At 37.9% G+C, this 18,300-nt stretch carries 19 protein-coding genes and 2 pseudogenes; 3 read left to right on the forward strand and 18 right to left on the reverse strand.

Annotation, left to right across the window (positions count from 1 at the left end):
• Window position 1: 1 nt before the first annotated feature.
• The 13 genes and pseudogenes from ACYQ3A_RS10825 to ACYQ3A_RS10885 form a co-directional block, all read right to left on the reverse strand.
• Window positions 2-1,168, reverse strand: a complete 1,167-nt coding sequence (locus tag ACYQ3A_RS10825) for an IS256 family transposase (RefSeq protein ID WP_459896368.1) — start codon at window positions 1,166-1,168, stop codon at window positions 2-4.
• A 20-nt stretch (window positions 1,169-1,188) separates the two neighbouring features.
• Window positions 1,189-1,410, reverse strand: coding sequence for a hypothetical protein (locus tag ACYQ3A_RS10830; RefSeq protein ID WP_459897346.1), 222 nt, complete (start codon window positions 1,408-1,410; stop codon window positions 1,189-1,191).
• Window positions 1,400-1,594 carry a hypothetical protein gene (locus ACYQ3A_RS10835; protein ID WP_459897347.1) on the reverse strand — a complete coding sequence of 65 codons (195 nt, stop codon included), beginning with the start codon at window positions 1,592-1,594 and terminating at the stop codon, window positions 1,400-1,402. The genes ACYQ3A_RS10830 and ACYQ3A_RS10835 overlap by 11 nt, the downstream gene beginning before the upstream one ends.
• A 137-nt stretch (window positions 1,595-1,731) precedes the next feature.
• Window positions 1,732-3,612, reverse strand: a complete 1,881-nt coding sequence (locus ACYQ3A_RS10840; protein WP_459897348.1) for an RNA-guided endonuclease TnpB family protein — start codon at window positions 3,610-3,612, stop codon at window positions 1,732-1,734.
• A 100-nt stretch (window positions 3,613-3,712) separates the two neighbouring features.
• The gene (locus ACYQ3A_RS10845) at window positions 3,713-3,844 is read right to left on the reverse strand and encodes a hypothetical protein (protein ID WP_459897349.1); all 132 of its coding nucleotides are present in this window, start codon (window positions 3,842-3,844) and stop codon (window positions 3,713-3,715) included.
• Between the two features lie 64 nt (window positions 3,845-3,908).
• Complete coding sequence (locus tag ACYQ3A_RS10850) at window positions 3,909-4,436, reverse strand: hypothetical protein (RefSeq protein WP_459897350.1); 528 nt, start codon at window positions 4,434-4,436, stop codon at window positions 3,909-3,911.
• Between the two features lie 58 nt (window positions 4,437-4,494).
• Window positions 4,495-4,905, reverse strand: coding sequence for an HI0074 family nucleotidyltransferase substrate-binding subunit (locus ACYQ3A_RS10855; RefSeq protein WP_459897351.1), 411 nt, complete (start codon window positions 4,903-4,905; stop codon window positions 4,495-4,497).
• On the reverse strand, window positions 4,884-5,216 hold the full coding sequence (mntA, locus tag ACYQ3A_RS10860; protein ID WP_459897352.1) for a type VII toxin-antitoxin system MntA family adenylyltransferase antitoxin: 333 nt from the start codon (window positions 5,214-5,216) through the stop codon (window positions 4,884-4,886). The genes ACYQ3A_RS10855 and mntA overlap by 22 nt, the downstream gene beginning before the upstream one ends.
• Before the next feature lies 1 nt (window position 5,217).
• A complete protein-coding gene (locus ACYQ3A_RS10865; protein WP_459897353.1) occupies window positions 5,218-5,841 on the reverse strand; it encodes a Uma2 family endonuclease in 624 nt (207 codons plus the stop codon).
• Between the two features lie 21 nt (window positions 5,842-5,862).
• Window positions 5,863-6,474, reverse strand: coding sequence for a PDDEXK family nuclease (locus tag ACYQ3A_RS10870; RefSeq protein ID WP_459897354.1), 612 nt, complete (start codon window positions 6,472-6,474; stop codon window positions 5,863-5,865).
• A 246-nt stretch (window positions 6,475-6,720) separates the two neighbouring features.
• Window positions 6,721-7,380 carry a PDDEXK family nuclease gene (locus tag ACYQ3A_RS10875; protein ID WP_459897355.1) on the reverse strand — a complete coding sequence of 220 codons (660 nt, stop codon included), beginning with the start codon at window positions 7,378-7,380 and terminating at the stop codon, window positions 6,721-6,723.
• Window positions 7,381-7,443: 63 nt separating this feature from the next.
• Window positions 7,444-7,665 (reverse strand): annotated as a pseudogene (locus ACYQ3A_RS10880) (integrase core domain-containing protein); the annotation flags it as partial.
• The gene (locus ACYQ3A_RS10885) at window positions 7,662-8,684 is read right to left on the reverse strand and encodes an IS701 family transposase (protein WP_459897454.1); all 1,023 of its coding nucleotides are present in this window, start codon (window positions 8,682-8,684) and stop codon (window positions 7,662-7,664) included. The gene ACYQ3A_RS10885 and the pseudogene ACYQ3A_RS10880, both read right to left, overlap by 4 nt.
• Before the next feature lie 359 nt (window positions 8,685-9,043).
• Between ACYQ3A_RS10885 and ACYQ3A_RS10890 the strand changes: the two are divergent.
• A pseudogene (locus ACYQ3A_RS10890) lies at window positions 9,044-10,072 on the forward strand (IS256 family transposase).
• Window positions 10,073-10,327: 255 nt separating this feature from the next.
• Here the strand turns inward: ACYQ3A_RS10890 and ACYQ3A_RS10895 are convergent.
• Window positions 10,328-11,494 carry an IS256 family transposase gene (locus ACYQ3A_RS10895; protein WP_459894592.1) on the reverse strand — a complete coding sequence of 389 codons (1,167 nt, stop codon included), beginning with the start codon at window positions 11,492-11,494 and terminating at the stop codon, window positions 10,328-10,330.
• Between the two features lie 97 nt (window positions 11,495-11,591).
• A protein-coding gene (locus ACYQ3A_RS10900) for an IS3 family transposase (protein WP_459897356.1) occupies window positions 11,592-12,763 on the reverse strand; the annotation gives its coding sequence in 2 pieces (ribosomal slippage) (window positions 11,592-12,479 and window positions 12,482-12,763; 1,170 coding nt in all).
• 390 nt (window positions 12,764-13,153) lie between these two features.
• Here ACYQ3A_RS10900 and ACYQ3A_RS10905 point away from each other — a divergent pair.
• Together ACYQ3A_RS10905 and ACYQ3A_RS10910 are read left to right on the forward strand one after the other, a co-directional pair.
• Window positions 13,154-13,360: a hypothetical protein gene (locus ACYQ3A_RS10905; RefSeq protein ID WP_459897357.1), complete on the forward strand. Its 207-nt coding sequence runs from the start codon at window positions 13,154-13,156 to the stop codon at window positions 13,358-13,360.
• A 207-nt stretch (window positions 13,361-13,567) separates the two neighbouring features.
• Window positions 13,568-14,941 (forward strand): FAD-binding oxidoreductase, encoded by a 1,374-nt coding sequence (locus tag ACYQ3A_RS10910; RefSeq protein WP_459897358.1) that lies wholly within the window; start codon window positions 13,568-13,570, stop codon window positions 14,939-14,941.
• Between the two features lie 46 nt (window positions 14,942-14,987).
• On the opposite strand, the gene ACYQ3A_RS10915 is transcribed toward ACYQ3A_RS10910, so the two are convergent.
• Genes ACYQ3A_RS10915 through ACYQ3A_RS10925 form a run of 3 tightly spaced genes read right to left on the reverse strand, consistent with a single transcriptional unit; the run spans window position 14,988 to window position 18,272 of the window.
• Window positions 14,988-15,956: a sigma-70 family RNA polymerase sigma factor gene (locus ACYQ3A_RS10915; RefSeq protein WP_459897359.1), complete on the reverse strand. Its 969-nt coding sequence runs from the start codon at window positions 15,954-15,956 to the stop codon at window positions 14,988-14,990.
• A 10-nt stretch (window positions 15,957-15,966) separates the two neighbouring features.
• Window positions 15,967-17,415, reverse strand: coding sequence for a DegQ family serine endoprotease (locus ACYQ3A_RS10920; RefSeq protein WP_459897360.1), 1,449 nt, complete (start codon window positions 17,413-17,415; stop codon window positions 15,967-15,969).
• 17 nt (window positions 17,416-17,432) lie between these two features.
• Window positions 17,433-18,272, reverse strand: coding sequence for a C40 family peptidase (locus ACYQ3A_RS10925; RefSeq protein WP_459897361.1), 840 nt, complete (start codon window positions 18,270-18,272; stop codon window positions 17,433-17,435).
• Window positions 18,273-18,300: the final 28 nt, after the last annotated feature.

Consider the following 18,300-nt stretch of genomic DNA (forward strand, 5'->3'; position numbering starts at 1 on the left):
ATCATGCCTCTAACCTCTCCTCGAAAATTATTGACAGCTGCCCGTAAATAATACCCCAATCCTTGATAACACTTCTGTTCCATTTTTTCGCAAGTTCCAAAGCAGCTAAATAGAGGTTCTTAAGAACTGACATATCACTCGGAAATACCCTCTTTCCATCTGTTACCTTCCTGAACTTACTATTAATACTCTCTATGATGTTCGTCGTGTACATAAGTTTCCTGAGTTCAAGCGGATACTTAAAGTAAGCCATAAGCTCTTCCCAATTAGCTCTCCAACTCCTTACTACGTGTGGGTATTTACTTCCCCATTTCTCTTCAAACTCGTTCATCCTAAGTTCTGCTTCCTCAAGTGTAGCTGCTCCATAAACCCTCTTGAGATCCGATGATAATTCTTTTTTGTCTTTCCACGATACATATCTTAATGAGTTCCTTATCTGGTGAACTACACATTTTTGTATTTCTGCTTGAGGATATACTCCTTTTATGGCTTTCCCTATTCCTGACAGATTATCCACGCTAAATATCAGAACGTCTTTGACTCCTCTACTTTTTAGGTCATTTAGTACCTTGAACCAGAAGCTGGCACTTTCGCTCTCATTTATCCAAAAACCAAGGAGTTCCTTTCGTCCCTCTTTATTTACCCCTATGACCACGTAAACTGCTTTATCTACTACCTTGCCATCTTGTCGTACTTTGTAAAAGATGCAGTCTATATAAAGGATAACGTAAATTCTTTCAAGTGGTCTTGACTGCCATTCTTCTATTCTCGGAGTTAGTCTGTCGGTAATCTTTGAAATCAAAGAAGGACTTATGTCCATTCCATACATGTCGGAGAGTAATTCCTGAATGTCTCTTACTGTCATTCCCTTTGAATATAGGGCTATTATCTTGTTCTCCAGGTCTTCAAGGACTGTCTGGCGTTTTTTGACTATTTTGGGTTCAAAATCTCCCTTTCTATCTCTTGGAGTTTCAATCTCTACTTCTCCAGCTGCGGTTTTAACAGTCTTGGAGATATAGCCGTTTCTGGAGTTGTTAGAATTAGTACGCTCATACTTTGAATAGCCAAGGAACTCTTCAAGCTCTGCTTCTAAGGCTTCTTTTAATGTTTGTTGGATGAGCTTTTTAAGATCATCCTTAATGAGTTCTGGATCATATTTCTTTTTCATGTGTCCACCCTCCTTTAGGTTTAATTTTTACACACTTGGGTGGACACTCCCGTTGAAAAAGTTGCGATGTGCGTAACATCAGTTCTTAACATCAAACTCCTCCTTAATAAAGTCTTTTCTTGTGCTATCAAACTTTCGAATAAAGATAAGGAAACCTTCCTTTTCTTTTTATCGGTTTCTACTTTACTCTCTGTTAAAGCATAAATCCATATGTTAGTATCTACAAATACTCTATCTTCCATAAATTTCCTCTCTTCTGGCAATCATTGAATAAGATGCTACTTTTATGGGATGGTAGAACCCTTGAGGTAAACCTTTCTGTTTTCTTATCCTGTATTTTTGCAGGAGTGAATTATAAAATTCTATTAATTCTTTTTTCGCTTCTTCAGGTAATACTTCAAGATTCAACTTTTCCATAAGTTTCATAATCAACCTCCTGAAACATTATTTACCGCTTGCCCACTCTATTTATTAATATATCTGCAACTTCTGGTCTTGAAAATTCTTTTTCAAAACAATATCAATAATTATCTGTTCTTAGTATTTCCAAAACCAGTTCTTTGTCATACATATATTGCTTCCTTTTCAATTCTCTTCTTCAAAAACCTGTTCATATTTTCTCTCAATCTGATTAGATCAACTTTACAGCCGAGCAACTTAGTAAGCTCTTCTTTAATATCCAGTAAAACAAAAGGATCCGCATTTCTTATTTCTATAACCACGTCTACATCACTCGTTTCCTTTATATCTCCTCTTGCTACAGAACCAAAGATTCCCAATTTAGAAACTCCATACTTATTTTCTAAGAGAGATTTATATCTTCTTAAACTTTGCAAAATCATTTCCGTTCCATTTTTCTTAACACTACTTACTGCTTCCTTATGAGGTTGTAAAGCAGAACAGCTAACCTCAACAACTTCGCTCCACGCACGAAGGAGAGAGTCAGGGGGAACGGTTATCTCCCTGACACCCTTCGGAACAAGTCCTTTAGGTTTCCTCTCCTTCTGGAGTCTGGAAAGTTTGTTTATTAGTTTCTCTTTGATTTTCTTTAGAATCCTCAATCCTCTCTCTGCTATGTTTATGCTTGCATTGTAGTCTCTGTCCCATACTTTTTTACAGTTTTCACATACCAGATAAAGTCCTTCTCCTTTTAGCTTTGAACCGCATACATGACACTTCTTACTCGTGTAAGCTGGATTGACTCTCCTCAATCTTATTCCGCTAAGTTTCAGCTTCTGTTCTAACCTTTCTGAAAACTTTGAGTAAAACCAGCTCGAAAATAACCATCTGAGAGTCTTATCCTTCCATTCAGGTATGTCTTTAAATTCCAGCTTTTCTATCGCTACAAGGGAAGTCCCTGTTAGCTTTGCTATTTCTGTTATTTCTTTCGTCAGAACTTCAAGTATTTGCTTTCTTATGTTTTTCAACTTTTTCTGTCTCAGTTTCTGCTCAGCAAATAGGTGTTTCAGTCTATTTTTAAGTCTTTCTTTGTGTTTCCTACTCTTTGTTTCTTCTATCTGATTCCTTATGTTATCTATTTTCCTTTCAAGACAGCTTACCTCTTTTCTTATCCTGAGTATCTTCTTGACAAGTCTTTCTGCTTTGAAGTATATCGGTCTGCTTTTCTTTTTTCCTTCCTTTATAATTCCCACCGCTAATCTGCTGATTGATGGAGATAGGTCTATCCCTAATACCTTCTCTTCCAGTCCCGTCTCTTTCTCTATTTTGAACTCTATTGGTATGGAAAGAACGTAAACATACCTGTTGTTTTTGTTTTTCACCCTCTTTAAAAGCGGTGCTTTTACTTCCCCTTCTGAAAGAGCTTCCTTAATCTTTTCTGGAGTTTTCACTTTCGTTTTAAACCATTTCCACTTTCTCCCACTTACAGGTAGCTTTATTTCAAGTTCTATGTTTTCTTTTCCTACCTTTAGCTTCTTAAACTGTCCTTTTCCAATGCTATCGTCCGCACTTGTTAAAAATACCTCTCCTTTAAAATCTGGAACTGGGAGTTGAAAGTAACTTTCTGGAAGCTTTCCTCTCTTTCTAAGGTTCTCTATCTGTCTCAAAATATTTTCTACAAGAAGAAGATTCTTACCAGTATCTTTTACATATTTCCTGACATTGAAATCTTCCTTTACAAAGTATTCCACCAGTTCCTCAAATGTTTCCTTTCTCTCTATCTGACTTCTGATTATTCTTCCCGCACATTCTAAAACGTTCCTGAAAACTCTTGATGGTAAGTTATCAGGTCTGTTTATCTTCCTTTTCAGTATTGCTGATGCTTCTCCTTTCTGCTTTAAGAGAGAGAAACCTTCTTCATTCCATAGATTGCGAATTATCTGATTTACCTCAATTTTACCCGTTTCAAAAAGTTTGTGTAGATACTTCCATAGGAATTTCGGAAGTGTTACATCATAGGTAAGCGTAACTACCTCAGCACTCATTCAGTTCCTCGTATTCTGGAAGCTTTCCCTATCTTGTAACCTCTCATAGTAGCATTGAGCTTATATCCTCATACATAAAGTATCAACTATTGTTAAGAAATTAGTGGACTGTTAGTTTCCCACTTCCACTATCACAGCTAAACTCAACAGACAATCCCGAATCCTTAACAGCTTTCCACATCTCCTCAAACACTGTCTTTACAAATCCAGCGTAGTTAAGAGTCCTTTCCAACCTAATATTTCCAATTTCGTTATAACAGAAATATTAAAGTACTTTTCATTTCTTTTCCTCCGGATTAAAGTAATCCTTCTTTCTTTAAAATTTCTCTAAGCTTTTCATTTTCTTTTGCAAACTCTCTTACAACGTTTAAAAGTTTCCTTAGTTTCTCCGGTTTTACATCTCTTTCAAGCTTTTCTAAGGTCTGCCTTTTAGCCTCAGCTATTATCGTTCTCCTGTCCCAGTAGGCAAACCCAAAGGCTCCCACCATTATTGCTGTGAATATCCCTGTTATAATCCATAAAAAGGTATAGAGCTGGTCAAACCGTTTGTTCATATCGTCAAATCGTTTATTCATATCCTCAAATCGCCTGTTCATATCCTCTCTCAGTTCTTCAAAACGCTTGTCAACGTCTTCAAATCGTTTATTGATCGTCTTAAACTTTTCCTCAAACACGCTCTGTTTTTTCTCAATTTCTACTACTCTGTGTTCTATCTCAACAAGCTTTTGATATATCATCTCATTTGTTACTTTAAATTCCTTAGATGTAGCAGAAAAAGCTATGGAGGGAATTAGTAAAGCTATTAGTAAGACTACTATTCTCATCCTTTCTCCTTAATATAACCTTTTCACCTTCTCAATCTACTACTTCAAAATTTCTATTTCAACGCTCAGAAGAAAAAAGCAAAGTTAAAATCCTTTTAAGAATATTTACATGCGAAGGAAGTCTTTCAAAAATCTCTTCTGCAACCGATTCCCTATAAGTGTGTACTGTTAAATTTCTATCTTCTAGCATTTTCAATAAATGTCTTGCTTCCTCCTCAGAAATGAAACCAGCAGAAAATAGTTCTCTTATACAGCTTCTAGGGCTTCTACAGATTATACCTTCCATTTCAAGAAAGACTTTTATAGTTTTCCACATAATTTCAAAAGTAAATTCGAATCGCTGGATTGCTGAGTCTCGGTAGAAAGGGTATTCGGATGTATTCTTTAGTTCTTGCGACTTTAAAACTGCTTCTTCAAAACGAGATATAGATTTCTTAAAGTCTTCAACTATTTTGTCAAATCTATCCATAGTTTCCCTTCTTTAAGAATTTCTTTCTTTAAGCTTTCTGGTGCTTTTTCAAAATCAACTATATCCACTTTCTGAGGTAAAAGAGAACTTTCCAGTATATCCTTTAATTCTACAATTTCCCAAGTAATATCTTCATTACTGAAAATTGCTATGTCTACATCTGAATGCTCCGTGTGGGTTCCTCTAGCCCTTGAGCCAAATAGGAACACTTTGACTTTTTTGTTCTTCTTTAGGAAGAATTCTTTTAAGAAATCTTTGAGTTCCTCTATCCTTTCTAGTTTACCTCTACGACCGTTCCCACTTTTTATCATTCTAGAGCCTAACTCCATCCTCTTTTAAAAGTTTCTTCAGGTTAAACTTGATACCATCAATTATTTCAAATTCATAGTCAAAATCAACAATAAGCCAAGGAGAATCTTTTTCCGCTATTTGAATTTTCTTTTGTTCGGTAAATATCCATACAACCTTTTTAACCCCGCTTTCTAAAAACTTTTTTGTTTTTTCTATGTAGTAGCTATCTCCTATTTTTGATAAATCAGCTTTTGTATCTATTTCAATAACAACTTCTGGAGGAATCTTAAGATATGTGTTAGAAGGCTGTTCCAGTTTTTTTCTATCCACTATAGCTATATCAAGGTTTAACCATTTATTCTTCCTCTGAGGAGTATAGAAGTAGCCTACTTCATTAGAGAGAACTTTATATTTTCTATAATCAAGTGTAAGGTGCAAAAACCTAACAATCAAATCAACTATCCAGGCTTGTAGACTACTATTTCCCATTATTGCCTCTGGTGGGAGCTCTCCAGACAAGACCTTCTCGTATCCTCTATAGTAGATTTTCTTATTTCCAAGTATTTCATAGACCAAATAGTCTGGAATCTTAGGACGTCCCTTTTTCTTAACTGTATTTTTCTCTTTTTCTAAAACTGCTGGCATATCTAACCTCCAGAAAACCTTTCAACCAATTCCTTCTTCCTTTAATTTTGCCCCAAGATTAAAACTTATACCATCAATGACTCCAACCTCTTCATCCCAGCTTGTAATAAACCATCTTTCCCCTCTTTCAGCTACCATTACCTTTTTATCAAAAGTTGTGTACCAGATCACTCTTTTTACCCCAGCATCAAGTAGATCTTGTGTTTTTTCTCTCGCATAGTTCATAAAATCACCATATTTTCGTAAATCTGCTTTCGTATCAATCTCTATAACAACCTCTGGAGGAGTTTTAGCGTACCTTTCATTAATACCTTCTTTTAGTATTTTCTCCCTTTCAAAAATTGCTATGTCAAGATTCCTCCACGTCCTTGGTGCCCACTGGAAACCTGCTTCGCTGGATAAAATTACGTATTTCCTTTCATCCAGTTTACTAAACAAAAAGCGTAAAATGATTGAAATCAAAAAACTCTGCAATTTACTGCTTCCCACTATCTCCTCCAGAGTTTTCTCACCAGATAAAACCTTGTCGTAGTCTCTATAATAAATCGGCTTCCCATATCTCATTTCATAAATGAGCTCTCTTGGAATTCCTTTCCTTGTTTTTTTACTTCTATCTTCTGCTAAAATTTTCACCTTTCCTCCACAAACACGTTAAAACTATCTCTTTCCTCAATTTACTCCTGGAAAATTTCTATTTCAAGAATCCTTAAACTTTTTATTTTCTAAGCAGGATTAGTTGGGTTATCAATTTTTAAGTTAATTTAAAAAAAGACACGCTACCGCCATAGATTTGTCAAGTATCGAGCCTATATGAAGCAAACTTAAATAAAATATAGACATTAAAAGCAGGAACTGCAATTTATGAATAACCGTGGCTGCTCAGCCATCATTACCTTTTGTGAGAGTAGTTTTATCTCCAGGATATATCCCTTCTTCGTGTAAAAGCTTTTCAACATTAATCTCGATATTTTCTAAAACCTGGAAACTTTTATTCCACGGCTGTATTATCCAATCCTGATCTTTATCAGCTATCAAGATTTTCCTATCTGTAGTAAATATCCACACTACCTTTTTAACACCTGCATTAAGAAGATCATCTATTTTCTGATAAAAATAGTTATGAGGAGTAGAAAACTTTCTAAGATCAGCTTTTGTATCTATTTCTATGACAACCTCTGGAGGAGTTTTCACGTATTTATCATCTATACCTTCTTTTATTAACTTCTCTTTCTCAAATACTGCTATATCCAGATTTCTCCAGGAACGAGGAGCAAACGAAAATCCAAGTTCATTTGAAGTTACAATATAATTCCCTTTAAATCTATTTCGGAACTCCTGCATCAAAAAAGTTGCTATAAGTACCACTAATATAGCCTGCAGTTTACTACTTCCCAAAACCTCCTCCAGAGTTTTCTCACCAGATAAAACCTTGTCGTAGTCTCTATAATAAATTGGTTTTCCATATCTCATTTCGTAAATGAGCTCTTTCGGAATTCCTTTCCTTGTTTTTTTACTTCTATCTTCTGCTAAAATCTTCACCTTTCCTCCACAAACACGTTAAAACTATCTCTTTCCTCAATTTACTCCTGGAAAATTTCTATTTCAAGAATTGTTCGAGTTCAATACATGGTGGACACCTTGATGACTTCTAATATAGTCCTCAAACTTCTCAGCGGGAGTCTTGTAATTTAAAGACTGATGGGGTCTGAGAAAGTTGTAAACCTTTAAATACTCAAAGAGTTTCTTATTCATCTCTTCAGTCGTTGGCTTTGTCCCTTCTATCATCCACAGTTCACTTTCCGTCGTCTGAATAACTGATGTTACGCACATCGCAACTTTTTCAACTCCGTCATAGCAGCAAAATTAGCTTTGATAAGCACCTTAGCTCTGAGTGCAAAATGATTCAAATGATGTTTAATTTTTAAGCATTCCAGCTTAAATACAGCAATCATCGACATAACTAAATGACTTATCTGTGTTGTTATCCTTTTAGTGGGCGACTTTGCCAATGCTGCATTTGATTTAAGAGATTTGTGATACTCCTCCACTTTCCATCTTTTTTGATAGATTGTGGATATATAGCCACTCGAAAGTGACGTATCGGAGCATACAAGATAAAGCGTTCCTGTGCTTCCATCTTTGTTTGTGAAGACTCGGCATATCAAAATAACTTCTTTGTCATATCCTCTTACATAGCCACGCACAGATTCTTTGTCTCTTAGCCCCAATGCGCCTACCTTTTCAAAGCGACCATTTAGCTTATCCTCTAAACTCCTGGCAAAAAGCCGGTTACTCTTGACAGCAGCGATAAAATGCTTTCCGTGTCCAGTAATGAATTCAAAGTTCTCCTTAGATGCGAACCAACTGTCCATTAGTACATACCTGAAAGGTATTCGATTTTGAATTGCTATTTGAATCAACCCACGCATCAGTTCATTTTTCGTTACTTTCGAACGACGTTTCTTCTTTCCGTTTTCATTAACAAATTCAATTGGTTTTTTTACTACTTCAAATCCAACGGGAATGGAAATACCATTGGAATGGTAAAGTAAATTGAGAATGTTGAAACCTTTTACGTTTCTCCCTTTAGTGTGGTCATAGTGCCAGCATACAATTTCATTTTCATCAGTCCATGGTTTCTCTACTATTGTGTCATCTATTATCAAACATCCATCCTCCGATTCTATCTGTCGAACAGTCTTTTTAACTTTTTTCCATAGGTATTTCGAATTGAATTCCCCGCTTGCAAGCATTCGAGTAAATCTGTCATGGCTGATTTCATTATCCAGGATCTGAATATACCCCACAAGTCTCCAAACCTTTGTCCTATAGGCATTTACCAGACAAAAACCTGCAAGAACGCTTAACACTTAGGCTTAAGCCATCATGGATACTGTAAATTCCTTTGTAAAAGCTATATTTTTTCTGTCCAATCATCTCTCAACTTATTGAGCCAACTGTTCTTTCAATCCATTCCATTCTTAAGACTTTGTATTTCAAGTACTTATGAAAATATGGGGCATAGTCAGTATCCAGGATAGCCGATAATCCTGTCGCTGTTGCCTGTCCGTTTACTACTATAAGGTAATCTGTATATAGTTCAACTAATTCTTCGTAACTTATCATAGCTTGTAGCTTTTCCTCTTTTAGTTAGTTTAATGTAGTATCAGTTAATAGTAACACTTTTCCTTGCGTAAGGTCAGTGAATAAAGGAAACGGATTCAGACATAGAAAACTCCACGCAGGTTCTCAGACCTACAACCTCTCAATTCCACGAACAAGAATGGGAGTTTTCCGTCCATCTTTCCTGCCCGAAAAGTAGAAAAGATGTGTTCCCTCTGATTTTACCAACCTTGCATACTCCCTGATACTTTCTTCAAAATCCATAGAAGCTGCAAAGAGAGCAATAAGAGATTTAGACCTTCCAGTTAGTGAGGAATACTTTGAAAGAGTCTTACAAGAGCTTCAGAAGGAATTTAAAGCCTTAAACAATTCTCCTCTTCCTCCTGATTGGTTTTCTCTCTCTCTTGATGCAAAGCATACGTCTATCATGGTTGATGGAGTAATCACACCTTACACAGTTTACATAATTGTTGGAACTTCCCTTGATGGAGAGAGAAAAGTCCTTGTCTCAATGATAAAAGAGGGAAACGAGAACTTGCAAGGTTGGAAAGATGTCCTAAAGAACCTTCTTTCAAGGGGCATAAGAAGGGTTTTAGTAGTTACCCACGATGACTATCCTGGTCTTTCTGGAGTTGTTGAGAGCTACTTTCCCAAGACAGATGTCCAGCTTTGTATTGTTCACTTTGTGAGGAATCTCAAAAAACACCTGACTCCTGAAAGTTTTAGGAAAACCAAGGAGTTCCTTGATTCCATTAAGAGTGCGGTTTCTTATGAGCATGGATTAACGCTTTTTGAGGAGATGTTGGAAATAATGAGAGAAAAAAATCTCTCTTATGCTCAGGAGGTTGAAAGGAAAAAGGTTTATTACCCGTCGTTTCTTAAGTATCCTAAGGAGTTGAGAAAGTCCTTGTATTCAACAAATCTTGTTGAGAGTGTTAACAGGAAGATAGAGGATGCTGAACAGATGAGTGGTGGGTATTTCCACTCTATCAGGAATCTTGAAGTTAGGTTGTCTCTCTTTTTTAAAGAACTCTTTTCCAGTAAGTGGAACAGGAAAATAACTGTTGTTGTTAGGGTTAAACATCTTCTCTATGTCCTATATGGGTAAAGACACACTTTTCTTGACAAGCGCCAGGGGGTCGTGACATGATTATTGATATATCTATTATTGACAGTTATAGGTGATTACAATAACAGTTAACTCAAGTTAGATTGATATAGGTTAAGTTAATACAAGTTAACACATTAAGTTAAGTACTGTTTGAATATGTAGTTGACGGCAGTTGACATATCCATTAAGCCAATACAATTCAAGATAAGTTAAGTTGTATTAGGGAGTGTCCATAGAACTGTGTAAATTCTATCATGCCTCTAACCTCTCCTCGAAAATTATTGACAGCTGCCCGTAAATAATACCCCAATCCTTGATAACACTTCTGTTCCATTTTTTCGCAAGTTCCAAAGCAGCTAAATAGAGGTTCTTAAGAACTGACATATCACTCGGAAATACCCTCTTTCCATCTGTTACCTTCCTGAACTTACTATTAATACTCTCTATGATGTTCGTCGTGTACATAAGTTTCCTGAGTTCAAGCGGATACTTAAAGTAAGCCATAAGCTCTTCCCAATTAGCTCTCCAACTCCTTACTACGTGTGGGTATTTACTTCCCCATTTCTCTTCAAACTCGTTCATCCTAAGTTCTGCTTCCTCAAGTGTAGCTGCTCCATAAACCCTCTTGAGATCCGATGATAATTCTTTTTTGTCTTTCCACGATACATATCTTAATGAGTTCCTTATCTGGTGAACTACACATTTTTGTATTTCTGCTTGAGGATATACTCCTTTTATGGCTTTCCCTATTCCTGACAGATTATCCACGCTAAATATCAGAACGTCTTTGACTCCTCTACTTTTTAGGTCATTTAGTACCTTGAACCAGAAGCTGGCACTTTCGCTCTCATTTATCCAAAAACCAAGGAGTTCCTTTCGTCCCTCTTTATTTACCCCTATGACCACGTAAACTGCTTTATCTACTACCTTGCCATCTTGTCGTACTTTGTAAAAGATGCAGTCTATATAAAGGATAACGTAAATTCTTTCAAGTGGTCTTGACTGCCATTCTTCTATTCTCGGAGTTAGTCTGTCGGTAATCTTTGAAATCAAAGAAGGACTTATGTCCATTCCATACATGTCGGAGAGTAATTCCTGAATGTCTCTTACTGTCATTCCCTTTGAATATAGGGCTATTATCTTGTTCTCCAGGTCTTCAAGGACTGTCTGGCGTTTTTTGACTATTTTGGGTTCAAAATCTCCCTTTCTATCTCTTGGAGTTTCAATCTCTACTTCTCCAGCTGCGGTTTTAACAGTCTTGGAGATATAGCCGTTTCTGGAGTTGTTAGAATTAGTACGCTCATACTTTGAATAGCCAAGGAACTCTTCAAGCTCTGCTTCTAATGCTTCTTTTAATGTTTGTTGGATGAGCTTCCTAAGATCATCCTTAATGAGTTCTGGATCATATTTCTTTTTCATGTGTCCACCCTCCTTTAGGTTTAATTTTTACACACTTGGGTGGACACTCCCCTCCCCAAAAATCAAGACCAAAGATTCGGAAAATTTGTTAAGTCCCCTATGCAACTTTTTTGCCTCCTTCTCCTTCCATCCACTCCCTGAAACACATAGAAGGAGACTTATAACCTATAGCTGAATGAGGATACTCCCTGTTGTAAAACTTTATGAATTCTTTTATCTTTCCCTTTGCTTCTTCCAAGCTCTCAAATTCATGAACCCAGATAACTTCTTCCTTAATAGTCCTTATCATCCTTTCAGTCTCAGCATTTCCTTTCGGATTGTTATAGCTCGCAAATATTTGCTTTATCCCAAGTTCTGAACAGAATTTCATAAAGCTTTTACTCGTAGGTTGACTCCCATGGTCACTGACAAGTTTTATCCCTTTATCCCTGGCTCCTTCAGGATAACCGTTGAAAAGTGCTTCTTGCAGAGCAGCTATCCATTGACCGCTCTTGTTCCTTAAAGAAATTTCATATCCAAGTATTTCTTTCGTGTACCAATCAACTATTATTATCAAGTTCGCCCACCCAAGTTCCTCTATCCAGAACTTTGTGCCATCTATCCCAAGTATTTCCCTCGGCTTTGTAGCTTTCGGCTTCTTCTTGGGAGTTCTCTTGGCTTTGAGAGTCAATCTCTTCTTCTGGAGTAAGCCTTCCTGTTTCATTAGCCTGTAAATCCTCTTCCGATTCACCTGATAATTTCGTACATATCTCAAGTATGCCCATACTCTCCTGTATCCCCATAATGGATGCTCTTTAAGTATGGCTTTTATTTCTCTTATCAGTTCCTGGTTCAATTGTCCTTCTTTTCTTTCGTTTGAGGTATCAACGGCTGTTTCCCGATTGTTAAGATGCCTGTAGAAGGTACTCTTCTTTATCTCAAGAGTATCAATCACAAGGGTTTTAGGATATTCTCCCACCAGTTCCATCGCTCTTTCTATCCTCTCTATTTGGCTATCTGGAAGGTTTTTTTTAAAATCTCTATCTGAACGGTTTGACGTCCTATGATTTTTTCAAGTTCTTCTATTCTTCTCTCAAGTTCTTTCTCTCTATTGCTTTCAGGAGAGAGGAAAGCTTTTCTTCCTCCCTCTAAGAATTTATCCCGCCATTTGTAGTATAGGGTTTCGCTTATCTGATATTTTCTACACAGTTCTGCCACTGTGGTGTTTCCCTTGAGTCCTTCGAGGACGATGGCAACTTTCGTTTCTGGATCAAATTTTCTGCGATTCATGCTCCCCTCCTGTAGATGGATTTCCCTAAACTTTGATTATGTCCCATTTTATAGGGGAGCAATATACAATTGCATATAACATTTCCTACCTACTCACACTATAGGTCATCTGGAAGGGTTCAAGGGAAGTAGAGAGAGTCTTATCTATTATTTATTGTATAGTTATGGGTAGCTATAGGTAATTATAACAACAGCTAATCACATAATAGATAACATAGATAATTACAGGTAGTTATGACAACAGTTAACTTGAGCTAAGTGAAATTAACTAAAGTCAACAAAAGTTAACCTTAGTTATGCTTGCATAGGTTAAGTTAAGATGAGTTAGGTGCTATTTGGATAGGTGACATCTTTTATATCATCTCCCTTCTATAGAAGAAGGATTCAGCGTTGACTTCGTGTATCTACGCTGGAGATCAAAGAGATGCAGTCTTTGTGGAGCTAAAGAGAGAGAGACTTTCTCCTTCTGGTTCTACTGCACTATTCAGGTGTCCAGCTTATAGGTATCAGGTCAATGCTAATGTAATGCAGTGTTTAATCAGCACTTTCTTTACCTGTCCCACTTGCTATATGCAGGTAGAGAAAGGAAGTCTGTAGTCTACCCCGAGACTTCCCTGAAGTTATCTAAGGGAAAGCTCAAAAACAACAGCTATATTTATGTATAAATGTTTAAGGTAGCTGTTGCAACCACTGTAAATGATAGAAAATGATAGTAACAGTAGTGAACTACTCCACCCTTAAGGACGGAGCTTCTAGTAGGGATTAAAAGAATGGTAATATTTTTCATCAGGAGGTATAGATACGATGAAGAAAACCAACATAGAGAAAGAACTCAAACAATTGATTGGTAAGGATAAGGTCAAAGCATCCCTTGACTGGAGGCTTGTTTACTCCTACGATGGAACACCAACAGGTTACAAGGGGATTCCTGATGTTGTTGTTTTTCCAGAGACAACAGAGGACGTATCAAAGATTCTTGCTTTCGCAAACAAAGAGAGGATTCCTGTATATCCGAGAGGAGCCGGTTCAGGACTTACCGGCGGCGCTGCTCCCTTAGAAGGAGGAATTGTTGTTACAACAGAGAAAATGAACAAAATCCTTGAAATAGATGAGGATAACCTTGCCGTTCTTACAGAACCAGGAGTTGTAACCTATGATCTCCAGAAAGAAGTTGAAAAGATAGGACTCTTCTATCCACCCGATCCTTCAAGCTATAAGTATTCAACAATCGGTGGAAACATTGCAGAAAATGCCGGCGGTCCAAGGTGTGTTAAGTATGGTGTCACAAAAGATTACGTAATGCAGTTAGAAGTTGTCTTTGCTGATGGAACTGTTGCAAATGTAGGTTCAAAAGCTGTCAAATCTGTGGCTGGCTACAACCTGAAGGATCTAATTGTAGGATCTGAAGGGACTCTTGCATTCATTACTAAAGCTTACCTAAAACTAATTCCTGCTCCTGAAGCAGTAAGAACTGCCATGGCTATTTTCCCGAAAGTGGAACAGGCTGCACAGGCTGTTGCTGATATGTTCAAGGCTAAAGTGATTCCTACCGCATGTGAATTCCTCGACAGAAACTCTATCATAGCCGTTGAAAATTACGCCAAGATAGGTCTTCCAACCCATGCTGAAGGATTACTGATTATTGAAGTAGACGGATACGAAGCCATTGTTGATGAGTTAATAAACAGAACAGCAGAAGTTTGTAAAAAGGCAGGCGCTGAAGAGATAAAAATTGCATCAGATCCATCTGAGAGAGAAGCCATCTGGATGGCGCGAAGGGCAGTGTCCCCAGCAATTGTTCAATTAAAACCTAAGAAGATTAATGAAGATGTTGTTGTACCAAGAAGTAGGATTCCAGATTTGATTAAAAATGTCTATAAAATTGCCAATAAGTATAACTTGATGGTTGTTAACTTTGGTCATGCCGGCGATGGTAACATTCACGTAAACTTCATGTATGAACCGGAGGAAGAAGAAAGAGTGGAAGAAGCCGTAAGAGAAGTTTTCTTGCTTACTCTCGAGTTGGAAGGTTCTGTCTCCGGAGAACACGGCATTGGATGGATGAAAAAGGAGTTCTTGCCACTTGAAGTTGGCGATGCCCTTGAAAAGATGAAAGCTATTAAGAAAGCTCTTGATCCCAATAACATTCTCAACCCAGGTAAGATTTTCGATCTGTGAAATCTCCCCTCTAACTCCCCCTCGTAGGGGGGAGAACCGGGGAAGATTAATTTAAAAAGACGTTAAGCTTTTTCCTGAGAGCATATTCTTTCATCTTCTTCTTTGCGCGAGTCTCAAGCTGTCTGACCCTTTCACGACTAATACCGAGCTTTTCTCCAATTTCTCTCAGAGTTTTGGGCTCATTACCGTCAAGACCAAATCTCATTATTATGATCTTTTTCTCCTGAGGAGTAAGCTGTTCCAGCATCTCCTGAATACTCTGTTTCAGCTCCTCCTGAACAACTTTTTCCTCCACTTCTGCTGTTCCCTCTCCTTTAAGGAAATCTTTGAACGTTGTATCCTCTTCGTCACCAATTGGTGTATCTAAGGAAAGTGGAACCTGGCAAACAGTTAAAAGTCTCTCTACCTCCTTAGGCTCCATTCCAACATACTCTGCAAGTTCTTCAGTTGTAGGTTCTCTGCCAAGTTTTTTGAGAAGCTCCCCATAGGAACGGGTAATCTTATTAACAAGAACGGCCTGCTTAACCGGGATCTTTACCGCTCCCGTCTGCTGAGCAAGAGCCTGCATGATCGACTGTCTTATCCACCAGACAGCATAGGAAATGAATTTTACTCCTTTATCCGGATCAAACCTTCTGGCTGCTTCAATAAGTCCTAAGATCCCTTCTGCAATAAGGTCATGAAGAGGAAGTCCACAACCGAGGTATTTCTTTGCAACGCTTACAACAAATCTCAGGTTTGACTCCACAAGCTTTTTAAGCGCCTCTTTATCTCCCTCCTTTGCTCTCTTTGCATACTCTATCTCTTCTTCCCGTGATAGAAGAGGTATTTTTGAAATGGACTTTAAAAATGCATCAAGGGAATCCTTATCTGGAACAAAGGATTCAATTAGTGAGGGATCAATTTGTTGGCTAAACAGGTCTACTTCTGAAGGTAGACCCTCCTCCAAAGAATCAATATGCTCATCAAGATTAAAATTCTCTTCGTCTTCAAGGAAAAATTCTCTTTCTTCCATCTCTCCACTCCTATTCTTCAGGATTTAAAACCAGATAAAGGACATTTTCTCCTCTCACTACTTTGAGCAAAACTCCAGAACCAGTCGACTTCCTGAAAATAGAAACCAGATCATCCACACTTTTCACTGCTTTCATATTTCTTGGAGTTGTTCCAGCCTTAACGATAACATCTCCTTCTCTGAGACCTGAATCATCAGCAGGAGAACCTGGCTTAACCTCGGTAACAATAACACCATTTTTGATCCATTTGGGAATCCCGATTCTCTTCCTGAGCTCGGGAGAAAGCTCTTGAACCGAGAAACCGAACTTGGAAATAAGATCTTCCATTGCTACCTGTTTTGAACCAGGCATCTGACCAATTTTCACTGTGAGAACCTTTTCCTGACCATCTCTTATCACTTTTACCTTAACATTTTCTCCAGGTTTTGTATTAATAACCTTTAGCTGGAGATCAGATACACTCTTCACGGGCTTTCCGTTAAACTCAACAATAACATCTCCACTCTTGAGTCCTCCTTTTTCGGCAGGACTATCCTTCATGACCTTTGTAATTAGAACACCCTGCTTGACCCCAAACTTCTGAGCAATCTCAGGTGAAAGATCTTCAATATAAACTCCAAGCCAGCCTCTGATAACTTTTCCGTATTTCAGGAGATCGTGCATAACTTTCTTCGCAATGTTAATAGGTACGGCAAATCCAAGTCCCTGAGCGTTTCTAACTATAGCTGTATTGATCCCTATGACCTTTCCGTAGATATCACAAAGGGGTCCACCACTGTTACCAGGGTTGATGGCAGCGTCTGTCTGAATGAAGTTTTCAATAGGATTTAAACCAAGCCCATGTCTTCCTTTAGCAGAAATAATTCCATGTGTAACTGTCCAGTTAAGCCCATAGGGGTTCCCAACCGCTATTACGAACTCTCCAACTTTTATGTCATCTGAATCTCCCAGCTCCACCGTTGGTACTTTTTTATCTCCCACTTTAATCTTAATGAGAGCTACATCTGTTTTTGGATCCTTCCCAACCACCTTGGCCTTGTAAACAGAACCGTCACTCAGTTTCACTTTTATTTTGGTAGCTTTATCTACAACATGATTGTTTGTAAGGATGTAAGCCCATCCATTTTCTACTTTGACAATAAAACCAGATCCTAAGGATCTTGTCTTAAACTCCTCTGGCATCTCATTAAAGGGGAACGGAATTCCAAAGTGGTGAAAGAAGTCCTTAAATTCTGGGGGAATTGGTGGGTGTTTTATCTTCACTTCGGACACAGTGCTGATGTTAACAACTGCTGGCTTAACCTTCTCTGCAACACTTTCAAAGACCCTTTCAAGTGACTCTACGAGTCTATAGTCCCGTGATGTCGGTTGAACCTTTTCTCCAAAAGAAGGAGTTGAAAAAAGCATTATGGCGGTTAGAGACAATGTTACCCTCTTTAGAAGTTGTCTTGTGTTCATCGCACTCCTCCTTGCAATTAATTTTTGTTGTTTGCCAGAACTATTTTCCTAACAAGCTTCTCACTTAAAACCCTTTTTGCTCCAATGTAACGTCTCTTAAAATAGCGACTGTCAAGAGATGATATAGCAAGTCCATGAAACATTGAGGAGAAATGAACAAACTTACCATTCCCAATATAAATCCCTACGTGGGATGGAAACCTTGCATAGGTCATGAAAAAGACAAGATCTCCTACCTTCAACTCTCTTTTTGAAACAGGAACACCTATGTTAAACTGAGCCCTTGCGGTTCTTGGAAGGTTAATCCCAAGCTTTCGGTAAACGTACATTGTAAATGAAGAACAATCCAGCCCGTACTTTGGATTGCCTCCACCGAAAACGTAAGGAGTATTCTTTAGCCTTTTAAATACCCCAGCAAGCATTTTCAGAATTGCACTTTTGTACTCAGGATCTTCCAGAATGGAAAGACTCCAGTTATCGTAAGGAACATCAAGGGGAGTAGAAAGAACATCAGCTAATTTCTCTCCTTCCTCAAATACAACGTTTGTTATAGGATAAATTTCATTCCCTGCTTTGACTACAGCTTTTGAAGACAGGTTATCAGACTTTTTCTCAATAAATGTTATGGTTTCAAGACTCTTTTTCGGCTTAAACCTCCTTCCGGGAACAATCAATTTTTGACCTGGGCGAAGAATATTGCTCCTTAAACCATTAAGTCTCTTTATTTTCTTAACTGTCGTATGAAACTTTTTGGCAATTCTGTAAAGAGAATCTCCTTTCTTTACGGTATAGAGATCTGCACGTGCCTGCGAAAAGAATAGTATTAACGTTAGAAAAGCTATCGAAAGCTTCTTCACCTCTCACTCTCCATAACCCCTTGAATTC

Source organism: Desulfurobacterium crinifex (assembly GCF_054656775.1).

What these genes read in the sequence shown, in the direction of transcription:
- ACYQ3A_RS10825 (WP_459896368.1), bottom strand. Translation starts at nt 1,168, where the DNA reads ATGAAAAAGAAATATGATCCAGAACTCATTAAGGATGATCTTAAAAAG.
- ACYQ3A_RS10830 (WP_459897346.1), bottom strand. Translation starts at nt 1,410, where the DNA reads ATGGAAGATAGAGTATTTGTAGATACTAACATATGGATTTATGCTTTA.
- ACYQ3A_RS10835 (WP_459897347.1), bottom strand. Translation starts at nt 1,594, where the DNA reads ATGAAACTTATGGAAAAGTTGAATCTTGAAGTATTACCTGAAGAAGCG.
- ACYQ3A_RS10840 (WP_459897348.1), bottom strand. Translation starts at nt 3,612, where the DNA reads ATGAGTGCTGAGGTAGTTACGCTTACCTATGATGTAACACTTCCGAAA.
- ACYQ3A_RS10850 (WP_459897350.1), bottom strand. Translation starts at nt 4,436, where the DNA reads ATGAGAATAGTAGTCTTACTAATAGCTTTACTAATTCCCTCCATAGCT.
- ACYQ3A_RS10855 (WP_459897351.1), bottom strand. Translation starts at nt 4,905, where the DNA reads ATGGATAGATTTGACAAAATAGTTGAAGACTTTAAGAAATCTATATCT.
- mntA (WP_459897352.1), bottom strand. Translation starts at nt 5,216, where the DNA reads ATGATAAAAAGTGGGAACGGTCGTAGAGGTAAACTAGAAAGGATAGAG.
- ACYQ3A_RS10865 (WP_459897353.1), bottom strand. Translation starts at nt 5,841, where the DNA reads ATGCCAGCAGTTTTAGAAAAAGAGAAAAATACAGTTAAGAAAAAGGGA.
- ACYQ3A_RS10895 (WP_459894592.1), bottom strand. Translation starts at nt 11,494, where the DNA reads ATGAAAAAGAAATATGATCCAGAACTCATTAAGGATGATCTTAGGAAG.
- ACYQ3A_RS10910 (WP_459897358.1), top strand. Translation starts at nt 13,568, where the DNA reads ATGAAGAAAACCAACATAGAGAAAGAACTCAAACAATTGATTGGTAAG.
- ACYQ3A_RS10915 (WP_459897359.1), bottom strand. Translation starts at nt 15,956, where the DNA reads ATGGAAGAAAGAGAATTTTTCCTTGAAGACGAAGAGAATTTTAATCTT.
- ACYQ3A_RS10920 (WP_459897360.1), bottom strand. Translation starts at nt 17,415, where the DNA reads ATGAACACAAGACAACTTCTAAAGAGGGTAACATTGTCTCTAACCGCC.